Annotated in this window: 14 protein-coding genes and 1 pseudogene; 11 read left to right on the top strand and 4 right to left on the bottom strand. The window is 48.9% G+C overall.

Annotated elements, in window-relative coordinates:
• The first annotated feature begins 390 nt into the window (after window positions 1-390).
• From coxB to B5P39_RS17985, 4 genes are read left to right on the top strand one after another with little or no spacing between them, the layout of a single operon-like run.
• A complete protein-coding gene (gene coxB, locus B5P39_RS17970; protein ID WP_088212500.1) occupies window positions 391-1,932 on the top strand; it encodes a cytochrome c oxidase subunit II in 1,542 nt (513 codons plus the stop codon).
• A gap of 9 nt (window positions 1,933-1,941) precedes the next feature.
• Window positions 1,942-3,534: a cytochrome c oxidase subunit I gene (gene ctaD, locus B5P39_RS17975; protein ID WP_088212501.1), complete on the top strand. Its 1,593-nt coding sequence runs from the start codon at window positions 1,942-1,944 to the stop codon at window positions 3,532-3,534.
• 1 nt (window position 3,535) lies between these two features.
• A complete protein-coding gene (locus B5P39_RS17980; protein WP_011718711.1) occupies window positions 3,536-4,117 on the top strand; it encodes a cytochrome c oxidase assembly protein in 582 nt (193 codons plus the stop codon).
• Window positions 4,114-4,989, top strand: coding sequence for a cytochrome c oxidase subunit 3 (locus tag B5P39_RS17985; RefSeq protein ID WP_088212502.1), 876 nt, complete (start codon window positions 4,114-4,116; stop codon window positions 4,987-4,989). The genes B5P39_RS17980 and B5P39_RS17985 overlap by 4 nt, the downstream gene beginning before the upstream one ends.
• Before the next feature lie 28 nt (window positions 4,990-5,017).
• Here the strand turns inward: B5P39_RS17985 and B5P39_RS17990 are convergent, their stop codons facing one another.
• Window positions 5,018-5,248 carry a DUF2909 family protein gene (locus B5P39_RS17990; protein WP_088212503.1) on the bottom strand — a complete coding sequence of 77 codons (231 nt, stop codon included), beginning with the start codon at window positions 5,246-5,248 and terminating at the stop codon, window positions 5,018-5,020.
• Here B5P39_RS17990 and B5P39_RS17995 point away from each other — a divergent pair.
• The 5 genes from B5P39_RS17995 (at window position 5,193) to B5P39_RS18015 (ending at window position 9,368) form a co-directional block, all read left to right on the top strand.
• Window positions 5,193-6,104 carry an SURF1 family protein gene (locus B5P39_RS17995; protein WP_176399992.1) on the top strand — a complete coding sequence of 304 codons (912 nt, stop codon included), beginning with the start codon at window positions 5,193-5,195 and terminating at the stop codon, window positions 6,102-6,104. The genes B5P39_RS17990 and B5P39_RS17995 overlap by 56 nt on opposite strands.
• A 67-nt stretch (window positions 6,105-6,171) precedes the next feature.
• The gene (locus B5P39_RS18000) at window positions 6,172-6,717 is read left to right on the top strand and encodes a hypothetical protein (RefSeq protein ID WP_088212504.1); all 546 of its coding nucleotides are present in this window, start codon (window positions 6,172-6,174) and stop codon (window positions 6,715-6,717) included.
• Window positions 6,717-7,775, top strand: a complete 1,059-nt coding sequence (locus tag B5P39_RS18005) for a COX15/CtaA family protein (protein WP_088212505.1) — start codon at window positions 6,717-6,719, stop codon at window positions 7,773-7,775. Before B5P39_RS18000 ends, B5P39_RS18005 begins: the two co-directional genes overlap by 1 nt.
• 17 nt (window positions 7,776-7,792) lie before the next feature.
• Window positions 7,793-8,695 (top strand): heme o synthase, encoded by a 903-nt coding sequence (gene cyoE / locus B5P39_RS18010; protein ID WP_088212506.1) that lies wholly within the window; start codon window positions 7,793-7,795, stop codon window positions 8,693-8,695.
• 43 nt (window positions 8,696-8,738) lie between these two features.
• Complete coding sequence (locus B5P39_RS18015) at window positions 8,739-9,368, top strand: SCO family protein (protein ID WP_176399998.1); 630 nt, start codon at window positions 8,739-8,741, stop codon at window positions 9,366-9,368.
• Window positions 9,369-9,381: 13 nt separating this feature from the next.
• Here B5P39_RS18015 and B5P39_RS18020 read toward each other — a convergent pair whose 3' ends face one another.
• Entirely contained in the window at window positions 9,382-10,428 is a 1,047-nt protein-coding gene (locus B5P39_RS18020) for a polysaccharide deacetylase family protein (RefSeq protein ID WP_088212508.1), read from the bottom strand.
• Window positions 10,429-10,449: 21 nt separating this feature from the next.
• Between B5P39_RS18020 and B5P39_RS18025 the strand changes: the two genes are divergently transcribed.
• Together B5P39_RS18025 and B5P39_RS18030 are read left to right on the top strand one after the other, a co-directional pair.
• Entirely contained in the window at window positions 10,450-11,817 is a 1,368-nt protein-coding gene (locus B5P39_RS18025; protein ID WP_088212530.1) for an MATE family efflux transporter, read from the top strand.
• Between the two features lie 77 nt (window positions 11,818-11,894).
• Window positions 11,895-13,832, top strand: a pseudogene (locus B5P39_RS18030) (alpha/beta hydrolase family protein).
• A 64-nt stretch (window positions 13,833-13,896) separates the two neighbouring features.
• On the opposite strand, the gene nfuA reads toward B5P39_RS18030, so the two are convergent.
• Together nfuA and urdA are read right to left on the bottom strand one after the other, a co-directional pair.
• On the bottom strand, window positions 13,897-14,475 hold the full coding sequence (nfuA, locus tag B5P39_RS18035) for a Fe-S biogenesis protein NfuA (RefSeq protein WP_011624525.1): 579 nt from the start codon (window positions 14,473-14,475) through the stop codon (window positions 13,897-13,899).
• Window positions 14,476-14,701: 226 nt separating this feature from the next.
• Window positions 14,702-16,447, bottom strand: a complete 1,746-nt coding sequence (urdA, locus tag B5P39_RS18040; protein ID WP_088212509.1) for a urocanate reductase — start codon at window positions 16,445-16,447, stop codon at window positions 14,702-14,704.
• Window positions 16,448-16,468 lie beyond the last annotated feature (21 nt).

Consider the following 16,468-nt stretch of genomic DNA (forward strand, 5'->3'; position numbering starts at 1 on the left):
ATTTAGCCTTGAAAGCCGCCTCACCTGTGAATGTGGGGCTTTTTTTTGGCAATTTTTCAGACAATTAGAAAAAGAAGTGATCTTGATCAATTTTTAAACAGCAAGTATGTTTGATTCAGGCGAGCATAATATATCGCCCGTTTAGGCAAAAAATATCGACGATTTATCGAATATCTCTTGCCCACAAAAATCGAGAATAATGGGTTTATTCAGCAGTATGTGCCAGTGTGGCTAATACCAGCAGTAACAATACTTAATCAAAAGTAAGCCGCCAACGCACGTTGAAGTCAGAGAAGCTTTTTTGGGAACTGAAGAGTTTGCATAGAGTTGAGACTTACTGTGTTGCTCTTCTTTGTAGTTGCTATTCGCAATTGGCAGAGGAGAAGTCTTGTGAAGCAATGGTTGTATTGTTTACTCGTGGTGCTATTCGCCCCACCGTTGGCCGCCGCGGACATGCGGTTCAACATGACCCCCGGCGTGACAGAAATCAGTGGCAAGGTTTATCACTTGCACATGACGATTCTGTATATCTGCTGCGCGATAGGCTTAGTGGTTTTTGGCGTGATGATTTATGCCATGATCAACCACAGGAAATCCAAGGGCGCGGTCGCGTCTCACTTCCATGAGAGTACAAAAGTCGAAATCGCGTGGACCATCATTCCTTTTGTCATTCTGATCTTAATGGCGATTCCCGCCACGAAAACTCTGATTGCCATGGAAGATCCCAGCAATGCCGATCTCACGGTCAAAGTCACAGGCTCTCAATGGAAATGGCATTATAGCTACTTCGATCAAGATATTGATTTTTACAGCATTCTCGCAACCCCAAGACCTCAAATCGAAGGTAGTGAAGCCAAGGGTGAGCACTACTTACTCGAGGTCGACAAACCCCTAGTATTACCCATCAATCGTAAAATCCGTTTCTTGATGACCTCAGAGGATGTTATCCACTCATGGTGGATGCCCGCCTTTGCCGTTAAAAAAGACGCTAACCCAGGTTTTATCAACGAGGCGTGGACCCGTATCGACAAACCCGGCATTTACCGTGGCCAATGTGCCGAGCTTTGCGGTAAAGACCATGGTTTTATGCCGATAGTGGTGCAGGCATTGCCCGAAGCCGAGTTCGATGCTTGGGTTGAAGAACAAAAACAAGCCGCCAATGCCGCAGCGCAAGCCGCACAAGCCGCGTTATCACAAACATTGACTAAAGAAGAGCTGATGACTCAGGGTGAGCAAGTTTACCTCGGTCACTGCGCGGCCTGTCACCAACCTAACGGTGAAGGTTTACAGGGGGTATTCCCACAACTCAAAGGCAGCCCCATTGCGACAGGACCACTGAGCGGCCATCTTGAAATCGTGCTCAATGGTAAAGCGGGTACGGCCATGCAGGCCTTTGGCAAACAATTAACGACCCAAGAAATTGCCGCCGTGATTACCTATGAGCGTAATGCGTGGGGCAATAACACGGGTGATGCGGTACAAGCCAAAGACGTTGATGCCCATAAATCCGGTGGCACGAGTAGCGAGCCAGTAGCAACGACTCCGCCCCCCGCAACCACCGATGCACCCAAGGCGACAACAGAACCCGCCGCCAGTGTCGACCCCGCGAGTCTTCCCACGCTTAGCCATGATGAACTGATGGCCGAAGGGGAAAAGACCTATGCCACGATTTGCGCCGCCTGCCACCAGCTATCGGGTGCAGGTATGCCCCCAGCCTTCCCCGCCCTTGCTGGCAGCGCTATTGCAACGGGTCCGGTCGCCAATCACATCGACATAGTGATGCACGGTAAACCGGGCACGGCGATGCAGGCATTTGGCACACAACTCACGCCACAACAGCTTGCCGCCATCATTACTTATGAGCGCAATGCGTGGGGCAATAATACTGGCGATACAGTGCAACCCGCTGATATTGCTCGCCATGGACAGTAGGGGATTAAGATGAGCACACTGACTCAAGATCAAATTGCCGCCCATGATGAACACCATCACGGTGCACCTAAAGGCATCATGCGCTGGTTACTCACCACCAACCACAAGGACATTGGCACCCTATACCTGTGGTTTAGTTTCATAATGTTTTTAACCGGTGGTGCTATGGCCATGGTGATCCGCGCCGAACTCTTTCAGCCCGGATTACAACTCGTTGAACCTAACTTCTTCAACCAAATGACCACAGTGCATGGGTTAATCATGGTATTCGGCGCCGTGATGCCAGCCTTTACAGGGCTGGCTAACTGGCTGATCCCGATGATGATTGGTGCGCCTGATATGGCGCTTCCACGGATGAACAACTGGAGTTTTTGGATCCTACCCTTTGCCTTTACTATTTTACTGAGCTCACTGTTTATGGAAGGCGGCGGCCCTAATTTCGGTTGGACCTTCTACGCACCACTCTCGAGCACTTATAGCCCTGACAGCACAGCATTATTTGTATTCTCTATTCATATCATGGGGATAAGTTCGATCATGGGCGCCATCAACGTGATCGTCACCATAGTCAACCTACGCGCCCCCGGTATGACGTGGATGAAGTTACCGCTGTTTGTTTGGACTTGGCTGATTACCGCCTTCTTGCTGATCGCCGTTATGCCCGTACTCGCAGGCGCCGTCACTATGGTGTTAACCGATAAGTTTTTCGGTACTAGCTTCTTCGAGGCAGCAGGCGGCGGCGACCCTGTGATGTTCCAGCATATCTTCTGGTTCTTCGGTCACCCCGAGGTCTACATCATGATTTTGCCTTCCTTCGGCATTATCTCCGCCATAGTTCCGGCCTTTAGTCGCAAGAAATTGTTCGGCTATTCATCCATGGTGTATGCCACGGCGAGTATTGCGATTCTGTCCTTCCTCGTGTGGGCGCACCATATGTTCACAACCGGTATGCCTGTGTTTGCCGAGTTGTTTTTTATGTACTGCACTATGCTGATTGCCGTGCCGACTGGGGTAAAAGTGTTTAACTGGGTAGCGACCATGTGGCGCGGCTCACTGAGTTTTGAAACCCCTATGTTGTTCGCGGTGGCCTTTATTATCCTGTTCACTATTGGCGGCTTCTCTGGTTTGATGCTCGCCATCACGCCGGCCGACTTCCAATACCACGATACTTACTTTGTGGTGGCTCACTTCCACTATGTGTTAGTCACTGGTGCGATTTTCTCCATCATGGCGGCGGCCTATTACTGGCTACCAAAATGGACCGGCCATATGTACAGCGAAAAGCTCGGCCAGTGGCATTTTTGGTGCTCGGTGATTTCGGTCAACGTGTTGTTTTTCCCGATGCATTTCTTAGGTCTTGCGGGTATGCCAAGGCGTATTCCCGATTACTCGATTCAATTTGCCGATGTAAACCAAATCGTGTCGATTGGGGGTTTTGCCTTTGGTCTTTCTCAGCTGATCTTCCTTGTGCTGGTGATTAAGTGCATTCGGGGCGGTGAAAAGGCGCCCGCCAAACCTTGGGAAGGCAGCGAAGGCTTAGAATGGACTCTACCAAGTCCCGCGCCCTACCACTCTTTCACCACGCCACCCGAGGTGAAATAACATGCAAGGCCAACCCCATCAGCCCATCATCAAGTCAAATCGTAAGCTTATCAGCCTACTGGTGTTGGGCTGCCTTGCGATGTTTGGCTTTGGGTTCGCCTTAGTGCCGCTCTACGATGTACTGTGCGAAAAACTGGGCATTAATGGCAAAACCTCCAATACTGCCAGCAGTTATCAGGCGATCACTGTGGATAAGAACCGAGTGGTAACAGTGGAGTTTATCTCGCAGGTACAGACGGGCATGCCGTGGAAATTTGAGCCACAAACGAAACGGCTTGAAGTGCATCCGGGCGAACTCATTCACACGGCATTTCTGGCGCAAAACATCTCGAATAGAGCGACTGTGGGCCAGGCGATTCCCTCTATTTCGCCTGGACAAGGTGCGGCTTATTTCAATAAAACCGAATGTTTTTGTTTTAACCAACAACACTTAGCCGCGGCGAGTCGCGCCGAACTTCCGTTGATCTTCTTCGTGGATCCTCAATTACCCGAGTCTATCCACACTTTAACCCTCTCTTACACCCTCTACGACATTACCGACAAGCAGTTAGCGTCTGCCATAGAGCAAGGAGCTGCAAAATGACCACTAAACATGAGACTTACTACGTCCCCGCCCAGAGTGCTTGGCCGATTGTTGGTGCTATCGGCTTGTTTTTAATTGCCTTTGGGGCAGGACATTTTGTTCATCAACTCAAATCTGGCGCTTCGGGTGGCGGCTATATTCTACTTGCAGGCATAGTCGTCATCCTGTTTATGCTGGTAGGCTGGTTTAGAACCGTGATCCAAGAATCGATGACGGGCCTCTATTCCCATCAAATGGATAGATCGTTTCGCCAAGGCATGAGCTGGTTTATCTTCTCCGAGGTGATGTTCTTTGCCGCCTTCTTCGGCGCCTTATTTTACGCCCGCATGGTCTCAGTGCCATGGCTCGGCGGTGCCTCCAACAATGCCATGACCCACGAAGTCCTGTGGCCACACTTCGAGGCTGTTTGGCCACTCCTCACCACGCCAGATGGTACCAAAACCGAAGCCATGCCATGGAATGGACTACCGCTGGTCAACACCATTGTGCTGCTAACCTCCTCTGTCACGCTGCATTTTGCCCATACTAGCTTAGAAAAGGGTAAGCGTTCGGCCATCACCCTCTGGCTGGGACTCACGATTCTGCTCGGAATTAGCTTCCTTGCTTTGCAGGCCGAGGAATATAGCCATGCCTACCATGAGATGGGGCTAACGCTCACCTCTGGCGTGTATGGCAACACCTTTTTCCTGCTGACGGGTTTCCACGGCATGCATGTCACCTTGGGCACTATATTTCTATTAGTCTTGTTTTTCAGAGTGTTAAAAGGCCACTTTAGTGCGGATAAGCATTTTGCCTTCCAAGCGGGCAGTTGGTACTGGCACTTTGTCGACGTAGTCTGGCTCTGCCTGTTTATCTTTGTTTATGTGCTTTAAAGATTCATTGAAACAATAAGTGGAAAGCTTACGGCGTGGGATTGAGACCAAGCATTCCAGTCCCCAAAGCCACCAGCAAGAGCAGGATAACCAGTACAGAAAACATCACCCTACGGCCCAAATAGCGGCTCATAGGCACAGGGTGATCAGCGGTTTGATCGTCACCTTTAACCATAATGATTAAGGCTCTGCCTAGGTTAAAAATGATAAACAGTAACAGCAGTACTAAAACACACTTAAAAATGAACGGGATGTTCATACGCTATCCTTATGTTTTGCTGACCAAATTAATGGGGTTGCCAAGATACATTTGGGTGCATAGGGCAATGTTGTTACTGCAGATATTGACTGTGGTGGTATTCGTGATTTTGGTCAAGCTGGGTTTGTGGCAAATGGATAGGGCTGCGGAAAAAACCGAACTACTCGCACAAATGGAGGCCAGACAATCCGCTGCCGCACTCAATCCTGATCAGCTCATAGCTGAATTAGCTAAAGGTGGCGTTACTGGGTATCGCCTTGAGGTTCAAGCCAGCCCCGTTAATCCGCAAATCTGGTTACTCGACAATCAGGTCTATCAAGGGCAAGTGGGCTATCTCGCCTTTCAATTACTGCAAATAACGTCAGCAAATCAGACAAATAATCGCGAGCAACCTTGGCTGTTACTCGAACTCGGCTTTATTGCTGCCAAATCCCACCGAGATGCCTTGCCCGAAGTCAGTCCCATAGTTGGTGAACAGGTTCTTACGGGCCGCCTCTATCAAAAACAGATTAATCCTTTGAGCCATCATTTATTGGCAGAACCCTTTACCACGGAAAAAGGCGAACGGATTCGGTTTCAAAATCTCAATCTACCCGAGATGGCACAAATGTTAGAGCATCCCATCCTGCCCGCGGTGCTACAACCCGATGCCTTACCCCAATTACAACCAGCGCAGGCCTTGCCCCACCCTTGGCAGCCTTTCCCCCTCTCGGCACAAAAGCATTGGGGTTATGCATTGCAATGGTTTGCCATGGCAACTGTGTTTGCGGGGCTGATGGGTTGGCAAGGAGCGAAATACCTCAAAACATCACGACAACGGCATCAACCCGATAAGGAAGCGACTAAGACCGAGTAACAGATACCTGTAAGATTTTAATAAAAAACAATAAAACAAAGCATTAGGGACAATAAGAGGAGCAAATATGGACTCCCAACAAACAGCCAAATACCGCGCATTGGGGTTATTGCTACTGGCATTTATCACACCTGTGGTCATCGCTAAGTTAGTGCTGAGCATGCATTGGTATCAAGGCGGCTCCACCAACCACGGTGAACTCATCAGCCCAGAAACCAGTTATACCAGTCTTGGCCTTAACAATCCTCAGCCTAAGGAATGGCAACTGCTGTATTTATTGCCCGCAAAGTGCGATGAGGCTTGCCGCGAGCGCTTATATATCCTGCGTCAGAGTCATACCGCCTTAGGGCCAGATCAGGCTCGTGTCGAACCGCTTATTCTGGTGAATCCCGACAGTGACTTAAGCGCATTAAGCAGCTTTAACTTCAACACTCAGCCCGCCAGCCAAAGCCTCAACCAATGGCTTGACCAACAGCAGTTGATTATTGTCGATCCACTCGGCGCACTCGTGCTGCGCTACCCCCAAGTGCAAGGCAAGGCGGCACATTTAGCTCAGGGTAAAGCCTTGGTCGCGGATCTCCGTAAGTTATTGAAACTATCGAGGGTAGACTAATGCAACTGACTTGGCTCCTACGCGTCACCATAGTTTTTACTCTGCTAGTGATTTTAATGGGGGCTTACACTCGGCTCTCGGACGCAGGACTTGGCTGCCCAGATTGGCCCGGTTGCTACGGTCATATCAAAGTGCCCACCCACGACCATGAGATTTCCCATGCCCAAACCCTGTTTCCAGACCACGATATCCATCCAGAAAAAGCCTGGCTCGAGATGATCCACAGGTATATCGCGGGCGCCTTGGGCATCCTCGTCTTACTGGTTTTTATCCTCTGCCTAAAAACATCCCAAGCCCCAAAAAAGCTGCCCTTAGCCATAGTGTTACTCATCATCTTTCAGGCGGCCTTGGGGATGTGGACTGTGACGATGAAATTAATGCCGATTGTCGTGATGTCCCATTTAATTGGCGGCTTTAGCCTGCTCTCGCTCCTGCTCTTGCTGTATCTGCGAACGCGTCCGAGGCGAATTTTCGAAACCGCTGATATTCACAATCAGCGTGTTGCGAGCGTAGGATTTAATGGCGCCCATGGTTCGCGGATAGGCACGAGCCTTAAATTTCTCGGCCAGAGTAAACACTTACCGAAACTGGCGTTGCTGAGTCTGGTGGTGCTGATAGGTCAAATAATGCTCGGCGCTTGGACCTCCTCCAACTATGCCGCCCTCGCCTGTACGGCTCTGCCGATTTGCGAAGGAAATTGGATGGATAATCTCGCGATTGCCGATGCGTTTTCCCCTTTCCAAGGGCAACACCCAAGCTTTGAATTTGGCGTATTGGATTACCATGCCCGCATGACCATTCATATCGCCCACCGCGTCGGCGCCATCATTACCGCCAGTCTATTGTTGTTGCTCGCCTATCGGTTATTTTTCAGCACCCAGCTCAAGGTCCTAAGCCTATTGTTGGTCGCCTTAGTGATACTGCAGGTCAGTTTAGGGATTTCAAACGTGGTGATGCATTTACCACTGGGGATTGCCGTTTCCCACAATGGCGGCGCGGCCTTGTTATTACTCACATTAGTCGCGATTAACTATTTCCTTTGGCGCAGGGCACCTTAATCATCGGGGGATTTATCATGGCAAAACCACTCTCTATCAGCAGTCACCCCAGTGTTCATTTGGCTTGGCGTGCCTATTTCGAGATGACCAAACCTAAGGTAGTGGCCTTAATGCTGCTCACCGTCTTAGTCGGCATGTGTTTAGCCATGCCCACCATATTGCCCGTTAAACCTTTAGTGGCAGGCTTGCTCGGCATCGCCATGATGGCGGGGTCGGCCGCCGCCTTGAACCATCTGATTGACAGGCGCATCGACGGCATGATGGCGCGCACCTATAACCGTCCGTTGCCCAAGGGTCGGGTCTCGGCGATGAGGGCGTTGTTGTTCGCGGCACTCTTAGGCAGCCTAGGTTTTGTGATTCTGTATCTTTTCACTAATCCGCTGACCGCTTGGCTCACCTTTGCCAGCTTGATTGGTTACGCCTTGATTTATACCGCCTATTTAAAACGGGCCACGCCACAAAATATTGTCATTGGCGGTTTAGCGGGCGCGATGCCGCCGCTCTTGGGTTGGACGGCGGTGACGAATCAATTCCATGGTCATGCGCTATTGCTCGTCATCATCATATTCCTGTGGACGCCGCCGCATTTTTGGGCACTGGCGATTCACAGACGCGCAGAATATGCCAAAGTGGATATTCCCATGCTGCCCGTGACCCATGGGGTAGAATTTACTAAGACTTGTATCTTGCTCTATACGATTTTGCTGGCGATTGCTTGTCTATTGCCCGTATTAGTCGGGATGAGTGGGCCGCTCTACTTTGTGTGCTCAAGCTTGCTCAGCACGGGATTTATTTATAAAGCGTGGCAGTTAAAGTATCAGGACAGCGAAGGGCTGGCGATGCAGGTGTTTCGTTTTTCGATTTATCATTTAATGTTGTTATTCATGGCATTACTGCTCGACCACTATCTTTGGGCTTAATGTGCAACGAGCGATGGTCAAAGGACAAAATATGCAAACAAAAATCTCCAACAAGATCTTAGTGATAGCGATTCTATTAATAGGATTGGGCGGACTATTTGCAGTGAAGTTCAATCCACCTAAGCCCGTTGAGTTAGAGAGTGGTTTTTTGTTTCCCGAAGCGTTTGAGCTAGCGCCCTTTGAGCTTGTCGATCAACAACAGAAACCCTTTACCAATGCCAATTTGAAGGACCAATGGAGTCTATTCTTTATCGGCTTTACCTATTGCCCCGATGTTTGTCCGACCACCTTAAACAAACTCGCCGCCGCCTATCCTGAGCTGAAAAAAATTGCGCCCATTCAAATCGTATTTTTATCCGTAGATCCGAAGCGGGACACCCCAGAGAAACTCCTCACCTATGTGAATTTCTTTAATCCTGAGTTTAAGGCAGTGACGGGTGAGCAAACCCAAATATTTCCCCTCACCCGCAGCCTAGGCCTCACCTATGCCATGGTCGGCGAAGGGGATAATTATCAAGTCGATCATAGTGCTGGCTATGTACTGGTTTCTCCCCAAGGTACGCGGGTCGCAGTGTTTAAACCCACTGCAACCTTAGGTAAAGCCCCTCAAGTACTCAACGACGCCTTGATCAGCGACTTCGATAAAATCGTCAAAAGCTACAAACCTAAATAGCTTCGCAAAGGCATTATTCTTTAACCCAAGTGCCGTCGTCTTTGGGTCTCACCCATGCCTGCGAAAACCAGTAATAGCCATTGCGCGTCTTGCTTGGCGCCGTACAATTGTAGCGTGAGCGACCCGCTGGCAGGGCTAAATCGGCTTGAATACTAAACTCATTGTCGCTGCTCCAAGTCGGCGTTTTAGCGCCTTGCCCTTGGATATAACACATGACCTGCTTGGCCGAAATGTCGCTCATATCGAGCTTAACCTTAAGCTCGGGGCGCCAATGCCCGCCCTTAAGCTCAGGATCGCTAGGCGTTTGCTCAAGTACTGGCATATTGAGGCTGTATAACTTGGCTTTTAGGCTCTTTAGATCCGCATATTGCCCCGCCACAGGGAAACGCGGCAGCGCCGTGAGTGGCGAATAAGGCCCCGCCGCACCAGACTGCTGGCCAAAGGCGACAAAGCCATTGTCGCTCAACATATCCTGAATCGCCTGATTGTATTCGCCATAGGGATAGGCCAGCATTTTAAAGTTCTGCCCCGTCGCCTCACGAATCGCGTTTTCGGTGTCCTGAATATTGGCTTTAATTCGCGCTAACCATTGGCTTTGGGATTCATTATCGAGTTTGCGGATCAAATGCTCATGGGCCCAGCTGTGGTTAGCAATGTCGGCCCCTTCCTTGGAAAGTTTAATCAGCTCCTCCCAGGTCATCATCTCAGTAAACTTTTGTTTAATCGGCTCAATTGCCACAAATAGGGTGTAGGGAAAACCAAATTCCTTTAGGATAGGGTGCGCTGTGGTCGCGATGCTGCGATAACCATCATCGAAGGTGATCGCCACCGTTTTTGCGGGTAAATCTTGCTTGTTTTTGATCGCCTCAACCACTTGGGATAAGGGAATAACCTTAAAACCATCGTCCGCCAGAAACTGCATTTGCTCACGAAATTGTGCAGGCGTGACGCTCGTCGCCGCCGGCGTGGTTTCTGACACATGGTGATACTGTAAAATGACCACAGCATGGGCCGAGAAAGTCATCAGCCCTAAGAGTGCCAATAACGCACGTTTAACCATAATGTGAATACCTCTGAATCAATGACTACCGCAAAATCCACCGCACTCGCGCTCCTGTTGAATGGCACCAAGAATCGCCAGCTGCTCGCGCTTGCCCTGCCGATGATCCTCTCCAATATCACGGTTCCGCTGTTGGGATTAGTCGATACGGCTGTCATAGGGCATTTAAGTGACGCCTATTATTTAGGGGGCGTTGCACTCGGGTCAACGATTATCACATTAATCATTTGGTTATTAGGCTTTTTACGGATGGCGACCACGGGATTGGTCGCACATGCCTATGGCGCAAATGATCTTAACACCCAATTAAAATTGCTGGTCCAAGGCGCCATGTTGGCGACAGGGTTGGGTATCGCGGTGATCCTATTGCAGATCCCGATACTGAATTTAGCGCTTAGCCTCTCCGAAGCGAGTGTCGAAGTGGAGCGTTATTGCCGAGAATATTTTCAAGTCCGCATTTGGTCGACGCCATTCTCCCTGCTCAATTTAGTCATGTTGGGCTGGCTCCTTGGCAGACAACAACCTAAAGCGGCCATGTGGCAGCTCATCTTCGCCAACGTAGCCAATATTATCCTCGATGTACTGTTTGTAATAGGATTTGGCTGGAACGTTAAAGGAGCGGCACTCGCCTCAGTATGTGCGGATATCACCGCCTTTAGCGTCGCGCTCTACATGGTATTACAACAGCTTAAACTGTCGTCTCAATTTACATTTGACCACTTGCGTGTCCATCTGACGTTTGTCGGTTACGGCCAGCTGCTTAGGCTCAATACCGATATTTTTATCCGCAGCCTGTGCCTGCAAGCCGCCTTCGCCTTTATGACCTTTCATGGTGCGGGCCTTGGGGATAATACGGTCGCAGCCAATGCGGTGTTATTGAATTTACTGTTATTAATCGCCTACGCCCTCGATGGCATTGCCTATTATGCCGAGGCGGAAGTGGGCAAAGCTTACGGGCAAAAACGCACACAACCACTGCGCGAAGCAGTACTCCTAGCTTGGTGTTGGTCTGCCATCTCTGCATTGGGTTTCAGCCTGATATTTTATCTTTTCGGCGACCGTATCATCGGGCTGCTAACCAATATTGATGAGGTGAGAACCACAGCGCAAATTTATCTGCCTTGGCTGATATTACTGCCGCTTTGGTCTTTTAGTTCCTATCTGTTTGATGGGGTTTATATTGGCGCCGCTAAGGGAAAAGTGATGCGTAACAGTATGATTATCGCGACATTTGGCGCCTTCTTCCCGACATGGTATTTGCTGCAATCGCTGTTGCCTCCCGAGCAGGCTAACCATGCACTGTGGGCGGCCATGACAGCCTTTATGCTAACGCGCAGCTTCACCCTAGCGGCACATTACCGCTTTAGCAAGGCATTTATTCTTAATTAGTTCTGTAAAGACAGTAGCTTACTTAAGGTTATCCCATTAAGATACGCGGCATCATTGTAATAAAATTGTGATGCGTTATGAAAAGGATTTTACCTTTGTTACTCCTGTGGCTAAGTCTGCCACTGCTTGCCCAAACCGTTCCTCAGCTTCCCGTCGAGGCCTTTGCCAGTATTCCCGATGTCAGCTCAGTGCAACTGTCGCCCGATGGCAAAAAAATTGCCTCTATCGTTCGGGTAGACCAGCCCAAACTTAAGGGCACAGTGGTCAGTATTCTCGATTTAGAAACGGGCAACAAAGATTACGCGATTCACACCGATAACCAGAAGTTTGTCCTGCTGTCATAACAGTGGGCAAATGACACCACTTTGCTGATCAGTGCTAAGTTTCCGGCAAACCGCTACGGTACGCCGACGACCGAAACTCGCTTGGTGAAGTACGATTTAACCACGCGAAAAACCACGAGCGTACTCGCCCGTAGCGTCATCGACCGACTCAGTTGGATCCCCCAACATCAAGGACAGATTATCGATATGATGCCGGATGATCCCGATAATATCTTGCTCTCCCTCGATGGTATGGGCGAAGAAGTGGGTGAAGACAGCGTACTGAGAGTCAATCTCTCTCAGGGAAAATCCGCATTTATTCAAAACTCTAAACGTAAAATCATCGGCTGGATTACTGACAGGCAGCACAAGGTTCGTATCTCCATCTATAACGATGACACTGAGTACCGGATCTATGAGCAGCCGGAACAAAAAACGGAGCCACGCTTACTCTGGACCTTTAAAGCCTTCTCCGATGAGAGTGTCTGGCCACTGGGCTTCGATGCCGATCCCAACATCTTGTTCGTACGCGCCTACCACCAAGGCTTTGAAGCTATCTTCAAGGTGAATTTAACCGATCCTAAGCTTACGAAGGAGCTGGTGTACGCCAACAAAGATACCGATGTTGAAGGCAATCTCATCTATTCAGAACTCAAGAAAAAAGTCATTGGGATCAGTGAAGGCGACGGCGAAGAGTATACCTTCTGGGATCCTGAATATGCGGGTCTGCAAAATGGACTAAAAGCAGTATTGCCCAATGCCCATAACTACATTACCCAATTTAGCGCGGATGAACGCCGCTATATCGTCTACTCCACCAGTTCGACTCAACCTGGCACCTATTACTTTGGCGATAGGGATGAAAAGGCGTTATTTCCGATTGCCGACAGATATAGCCAGCTAAGCAGCGAGCAACTCGCCGACACTCAATATTTGAGCTACGAAGCGCGGGATAAACTCAAAATCGATGCTTACCTCACAGTGCCAAAGGGTTTGGAGGCCAAGCAACTACCCACCATTATCTTCCCCCATGGCGGCCCCATAAGTTACGACAGTAACGACTTCGATTATTGGGCGCAGTTTTTCGCTAACCGTGGCTACGCGGTATTTCGAATGAACTTTAGGGGCTCGGCGGGCTACGGCTATGAGTTTATGAAGGCCGGCCTTAAAAGCTGGGGGCTCGAAATGCAAAACGATGTGGAAGATGGTACACGTTACCTAATCAATCAAGGGATTAGCGATCCACAGCGTATCTGTATCGTCGGCGCAAGTTATGGTGGTTATGCCGCCTTAATGGGCGCGGCGATGACACCCGATCTGTACCGCTGCGCAGTGAGTGTTGCAGGGGTGACAGACGTGGCTTACCTAGTGAAATCCAGTCGCCGTTTTACCAATTATGAAGTCGTTAAAGAACAAATTGGCGATGATTTTAGCGCCCTCTATGAGCGCTCACCCGTCAGTAAGGCTGATAAGATCCGCATCCCAGTATTGCTACTGCATGGCGATAAGGACCGAGTGGTCAAGGTGCAACATAGTCGTGAAATGTTTGACGAGCTGAAATCACGTAAGAAAAACGTCGAATATATTGAGCTCGAAAATGGCGACCATTATTTAAGCAATAATGACCATAGGTTAACCACCTTTAAGGCGCTCGATAAGTTTTTAGCCGACAACCTGAAAACCCAGCTGTAGCCACAAAACGCCATAAAAAAACGCGACCTATGAGTCGCGTTTTTTTATTCTGTTCAACAACAGCTTAAGCGTAAGAATGTGCGCCGTGTTGGTGATCGGTCACATCGCTCACACCAGAAAGTTCACCTGGGAACATATCTAATAGTTGCTTCTCGATACCATCTTTTAAAGTGATATCGACCTGTGAACAACCATTACAACCACCACCGAACTGCAGTACCGCTACGCCTTCTTGGGTGATTTCAACCAACATGATGTTACCACCATGGCTTGCCAGTTGTGGGTTGATTTCAGATTGGATCACATACTCAACACGCTCGGCTAAAGGCGCATCTGAAGCCACTTTACGCATTTTAGCGTTAGGGGCTTTAAGGGTTAATTGCGAACCTAATTGGTCGGTCACGAAGTCGATTGAGGCTTCTTCTAAGAAAGGCGCACTCTTCTCGTCAACCATAGCGCTAAAGCCATTGAATTCTAATTCAATATCATCACTTTCAACGGCGTCAGGCGGGCAGTAAGACACGCCACACTCGGCTTGTGCGGTACCAGGACTGATCACAAATACGCGAATATGAGTGCCTTCAGGTTGATCGGCTAACAACTTTACAAAATGGGCCTGAGCCGCATCGGAAATAGTAATCATGGAAACCAGCTCCGTCAGGGGATACCTGAGTGTTTTAGTAAGAATTAGGCGTATGATACTCCTACTCACACGCGCTTTGTAGTCCCTAGGGTAGCAAGTTCTGGAATTTTGCAAAATCCATCACGCTTTCATGATTAGATAAAGGGCTCAAATAAATGAGTAAAATACCCTTCTTTAAAGATAAAAAGCGACCGAAAGGCCGCTTTTACTTGGGACAAACAATACTCTACTTCGCGGCTTCTTGGCCTGCGATTCGACCAAACACAATAATATCTGTGTACGCATTTCCACCCAGTCGGTTTGTACCGTGGGTTAAGCCTGTCACTTCACCTGCGGCAAATAAACCAGGAATAATATTTCCTTTTTCATCTAGCACACGAGTGTGAGTATCAACCACTAGGCCACCCATAGTGTGATGCACTGAAGGGGTCGCTTTCAAAATCCAATATGGTCCTTTGCTTAAATCGACTAAACCAGAGCGATGGTTAAAGGCTTCATCCTTGCCAGTTGCGGCATAGTGATTAACGTCTTTAATCGTTGCTAATAGCTTCTCTTCAGGAATATTAAAGACTTTGGCCGCTTCTTCTAAGGTGTCAACCTTGTGCATTAGCCCATCTTTGGTAAATTCTTTAAGTTCGCCTTGGTGCATTTCAACCGTATGGGCAACGTCCTCGATAGCTTGATTCCACAACACATAGGTATAACGACCAGGTTGGCCCAGAATAGCTTGTGAAATCACGTCACGACGCTCTAATTCTTCCACAAAACGCTCACCCTTCTGGTTAATTAACACTGCACCAAAAAAACGCGCATCGGCAATTAAAGCAATCGCACCTGAGGTTGGGCTACAGATAGGATATGATTGGATATAGCCCATATTTTTAGCCGCGGCGTGAATCTTCTCCGCCATAACAATCCCATCACCAGTACCACCTGAATGACCCGTACTGCCGTAGCGTTCATCTAACTCAGGATCGTATTTCTTACGCATTTCCATATTCGATGAGAAGCCACCAGTGGCGACAATCACTCCGCGTTTTGCATGATAAGTGATGGTTTTACCATTGTGAGTCGCCTCAACCCCAACAACCCGACCGGTTTGATCTTGAAGCAATCGTTCCGCTTTGGTGTTGGTGTGGACAGGTAAACCGACTTCTTCAGCCTTGATAGAAAACTTGCTGATCACTTCAGCGCCAGTGTGACCTTTAGGGATTAAAGCCCGTTTAACGCTATGCCCACCAAACTGGAATAATTGATCGGGATAAAACTCAACTTTTACATAATCCCTTAACCACTCTGCTGCAGCGACAGCATTGTCAGCCATGGCCTTAACCATTTCAGGGTCACCTTTGAAATCGCCACCTTTTAGCGTGTCGCTAATAAACAGCTCTTTGCTATCAGTTATACCCATGTTTTTCTGTACCCAGCTTCCGGCCACATTCATCTCAGCGCCTGAAATCAATGAGTTACCACCAACGATCGGCATTTTTTCAATAATAACAGCCGTTCGACCAGCCGCCATAGCCTCTAAACCCGCACTAAAGCCAGCCCCACCCGAACCAATCACCACTACGTCATAGGTATATTCAGTCGGTGTTACAGCTTCCGTTTTTTTCGCGGCAGCAACGGCAGCCAATGTGACGCCAGCGGCTTCAATACTTTTACTGACGGCTTCTTTAAGTGCATTCGATGTCACTGTCGCCCCAGAAATACCGTCAACTTCAACAGAGTTGTTATCAATAATCGCTTGCTTCACATCACGAAATACTGCTCCCGCAAGAACTTTATTTTCCTTTTGCTTGAGTACATCAATCGCAACGATATGCCCGTCTTCAAATGTCGTTTCAACCTGCACCTCGCCATGCTTACCCTGAGCCGCACCTTGGCTTTTGACTATTTGATGTGTCACTTGACAGCCGGCAACTATGACAACCGCCGTCGCCAGACTCAAAAATCTTCTCTTAAATAACATCAGTGAACATTTCCTACTAAA

It is taken from the genome of Shewanella sp. Shew256 (genome assembly GCF_002196695.1).
GTDB lineage: Bacteria > Pseudomonadota > Gammaproteobacteria > Enterobacterales > Shewanellaceae > Shewanella > Shewanella mangrovisoli.

Excerpts from the sequence above, each read along its gene's own strand:
- ctaD (WP_088212501.1), top strand. The coding sequence starts at position 1,942 with ATGAGCACACTGACTCAAGATCAAATTGCCGCCCATGATGAACACCAT.
- B5P39_RS17980 (WP_011718711.1), top strand. The coding sequence starts at position 3,536 with ATGCAAGGCCAACCCCATCAGCCCATCATCAAGTCAAATCGTAAGCTT.
- B5P39_RS17985 (WP_088212502.1), top strand. The coding sequence starts at position 4,114 with ATGACCACTAAACATGAGACTTACTACGTCCCCGCCCAGAGTGCTTGG.
- B5P39_RS17995 (WP_176399992.1), top strand. The coding sequence starts at position 5,193 with ATGATAAACAGTAACAGCAGTACTAAAACACACTTAAAAATGAACGGG.
- B5P39_RS17990 (WP_088212503.1), bottom strand. The coding sequence starts at position 5,248 with ATGAACATCCCGTTCATTTTTAAGTGTGTTTTAGTACTGCTGTTACTG.
- B5P39_RS18000 (WP_088212504.1), top strand. The coding sequence starts at position 6,172 with ATGGACTCCCAACAAACAGCCAAATACCGCGCATTGGGGTTATTGCTA.
- B5P39_RS18005 (WP_088212505.1), top strand. The coding sequence starts at position 6,717 with ATGCAACTGACTTGGCTCCTACGCGTCACCATAGTTTTTACTCTGCTA.
- cyoE (WP_088212506.1), top strand. The coding sequence starts at position 7,793 with ATGGCAAAACCACTCTCTATCAGCAGTCACCCCAGTGTTCATTTGGCT.
- B5P39_RS18020 (WP_088212508.1), bottom strand. The coding sequence starts at position 10,428 with ATGGTTAAACGTGCGTTATTGGCACTCTTAGGGCTGATGACTTTCTCG.
- B5P39_RS18025 (WP_088212530.1), top strand. The coding sequence starts at position 10,450 with ATGACTACCGCAAAATCCACCGCACTCGCGCTCCTGTTGAATGGCACC.
- nfuA (WP_011624525.1), bottom strand. The coding sequence starts at position 14,475 with ATGATTACTATTTCCGATGCGGCTCAGGCCCATTTTGTAAAGTTGTTA.
- urdA (WP_088212509.1), bottom strand. The coding sequence starts at position 16,447 with ATGTTATTTAAGAGAAGATTTTTGAGTCTGGCGACGGCGGTTGTCATA.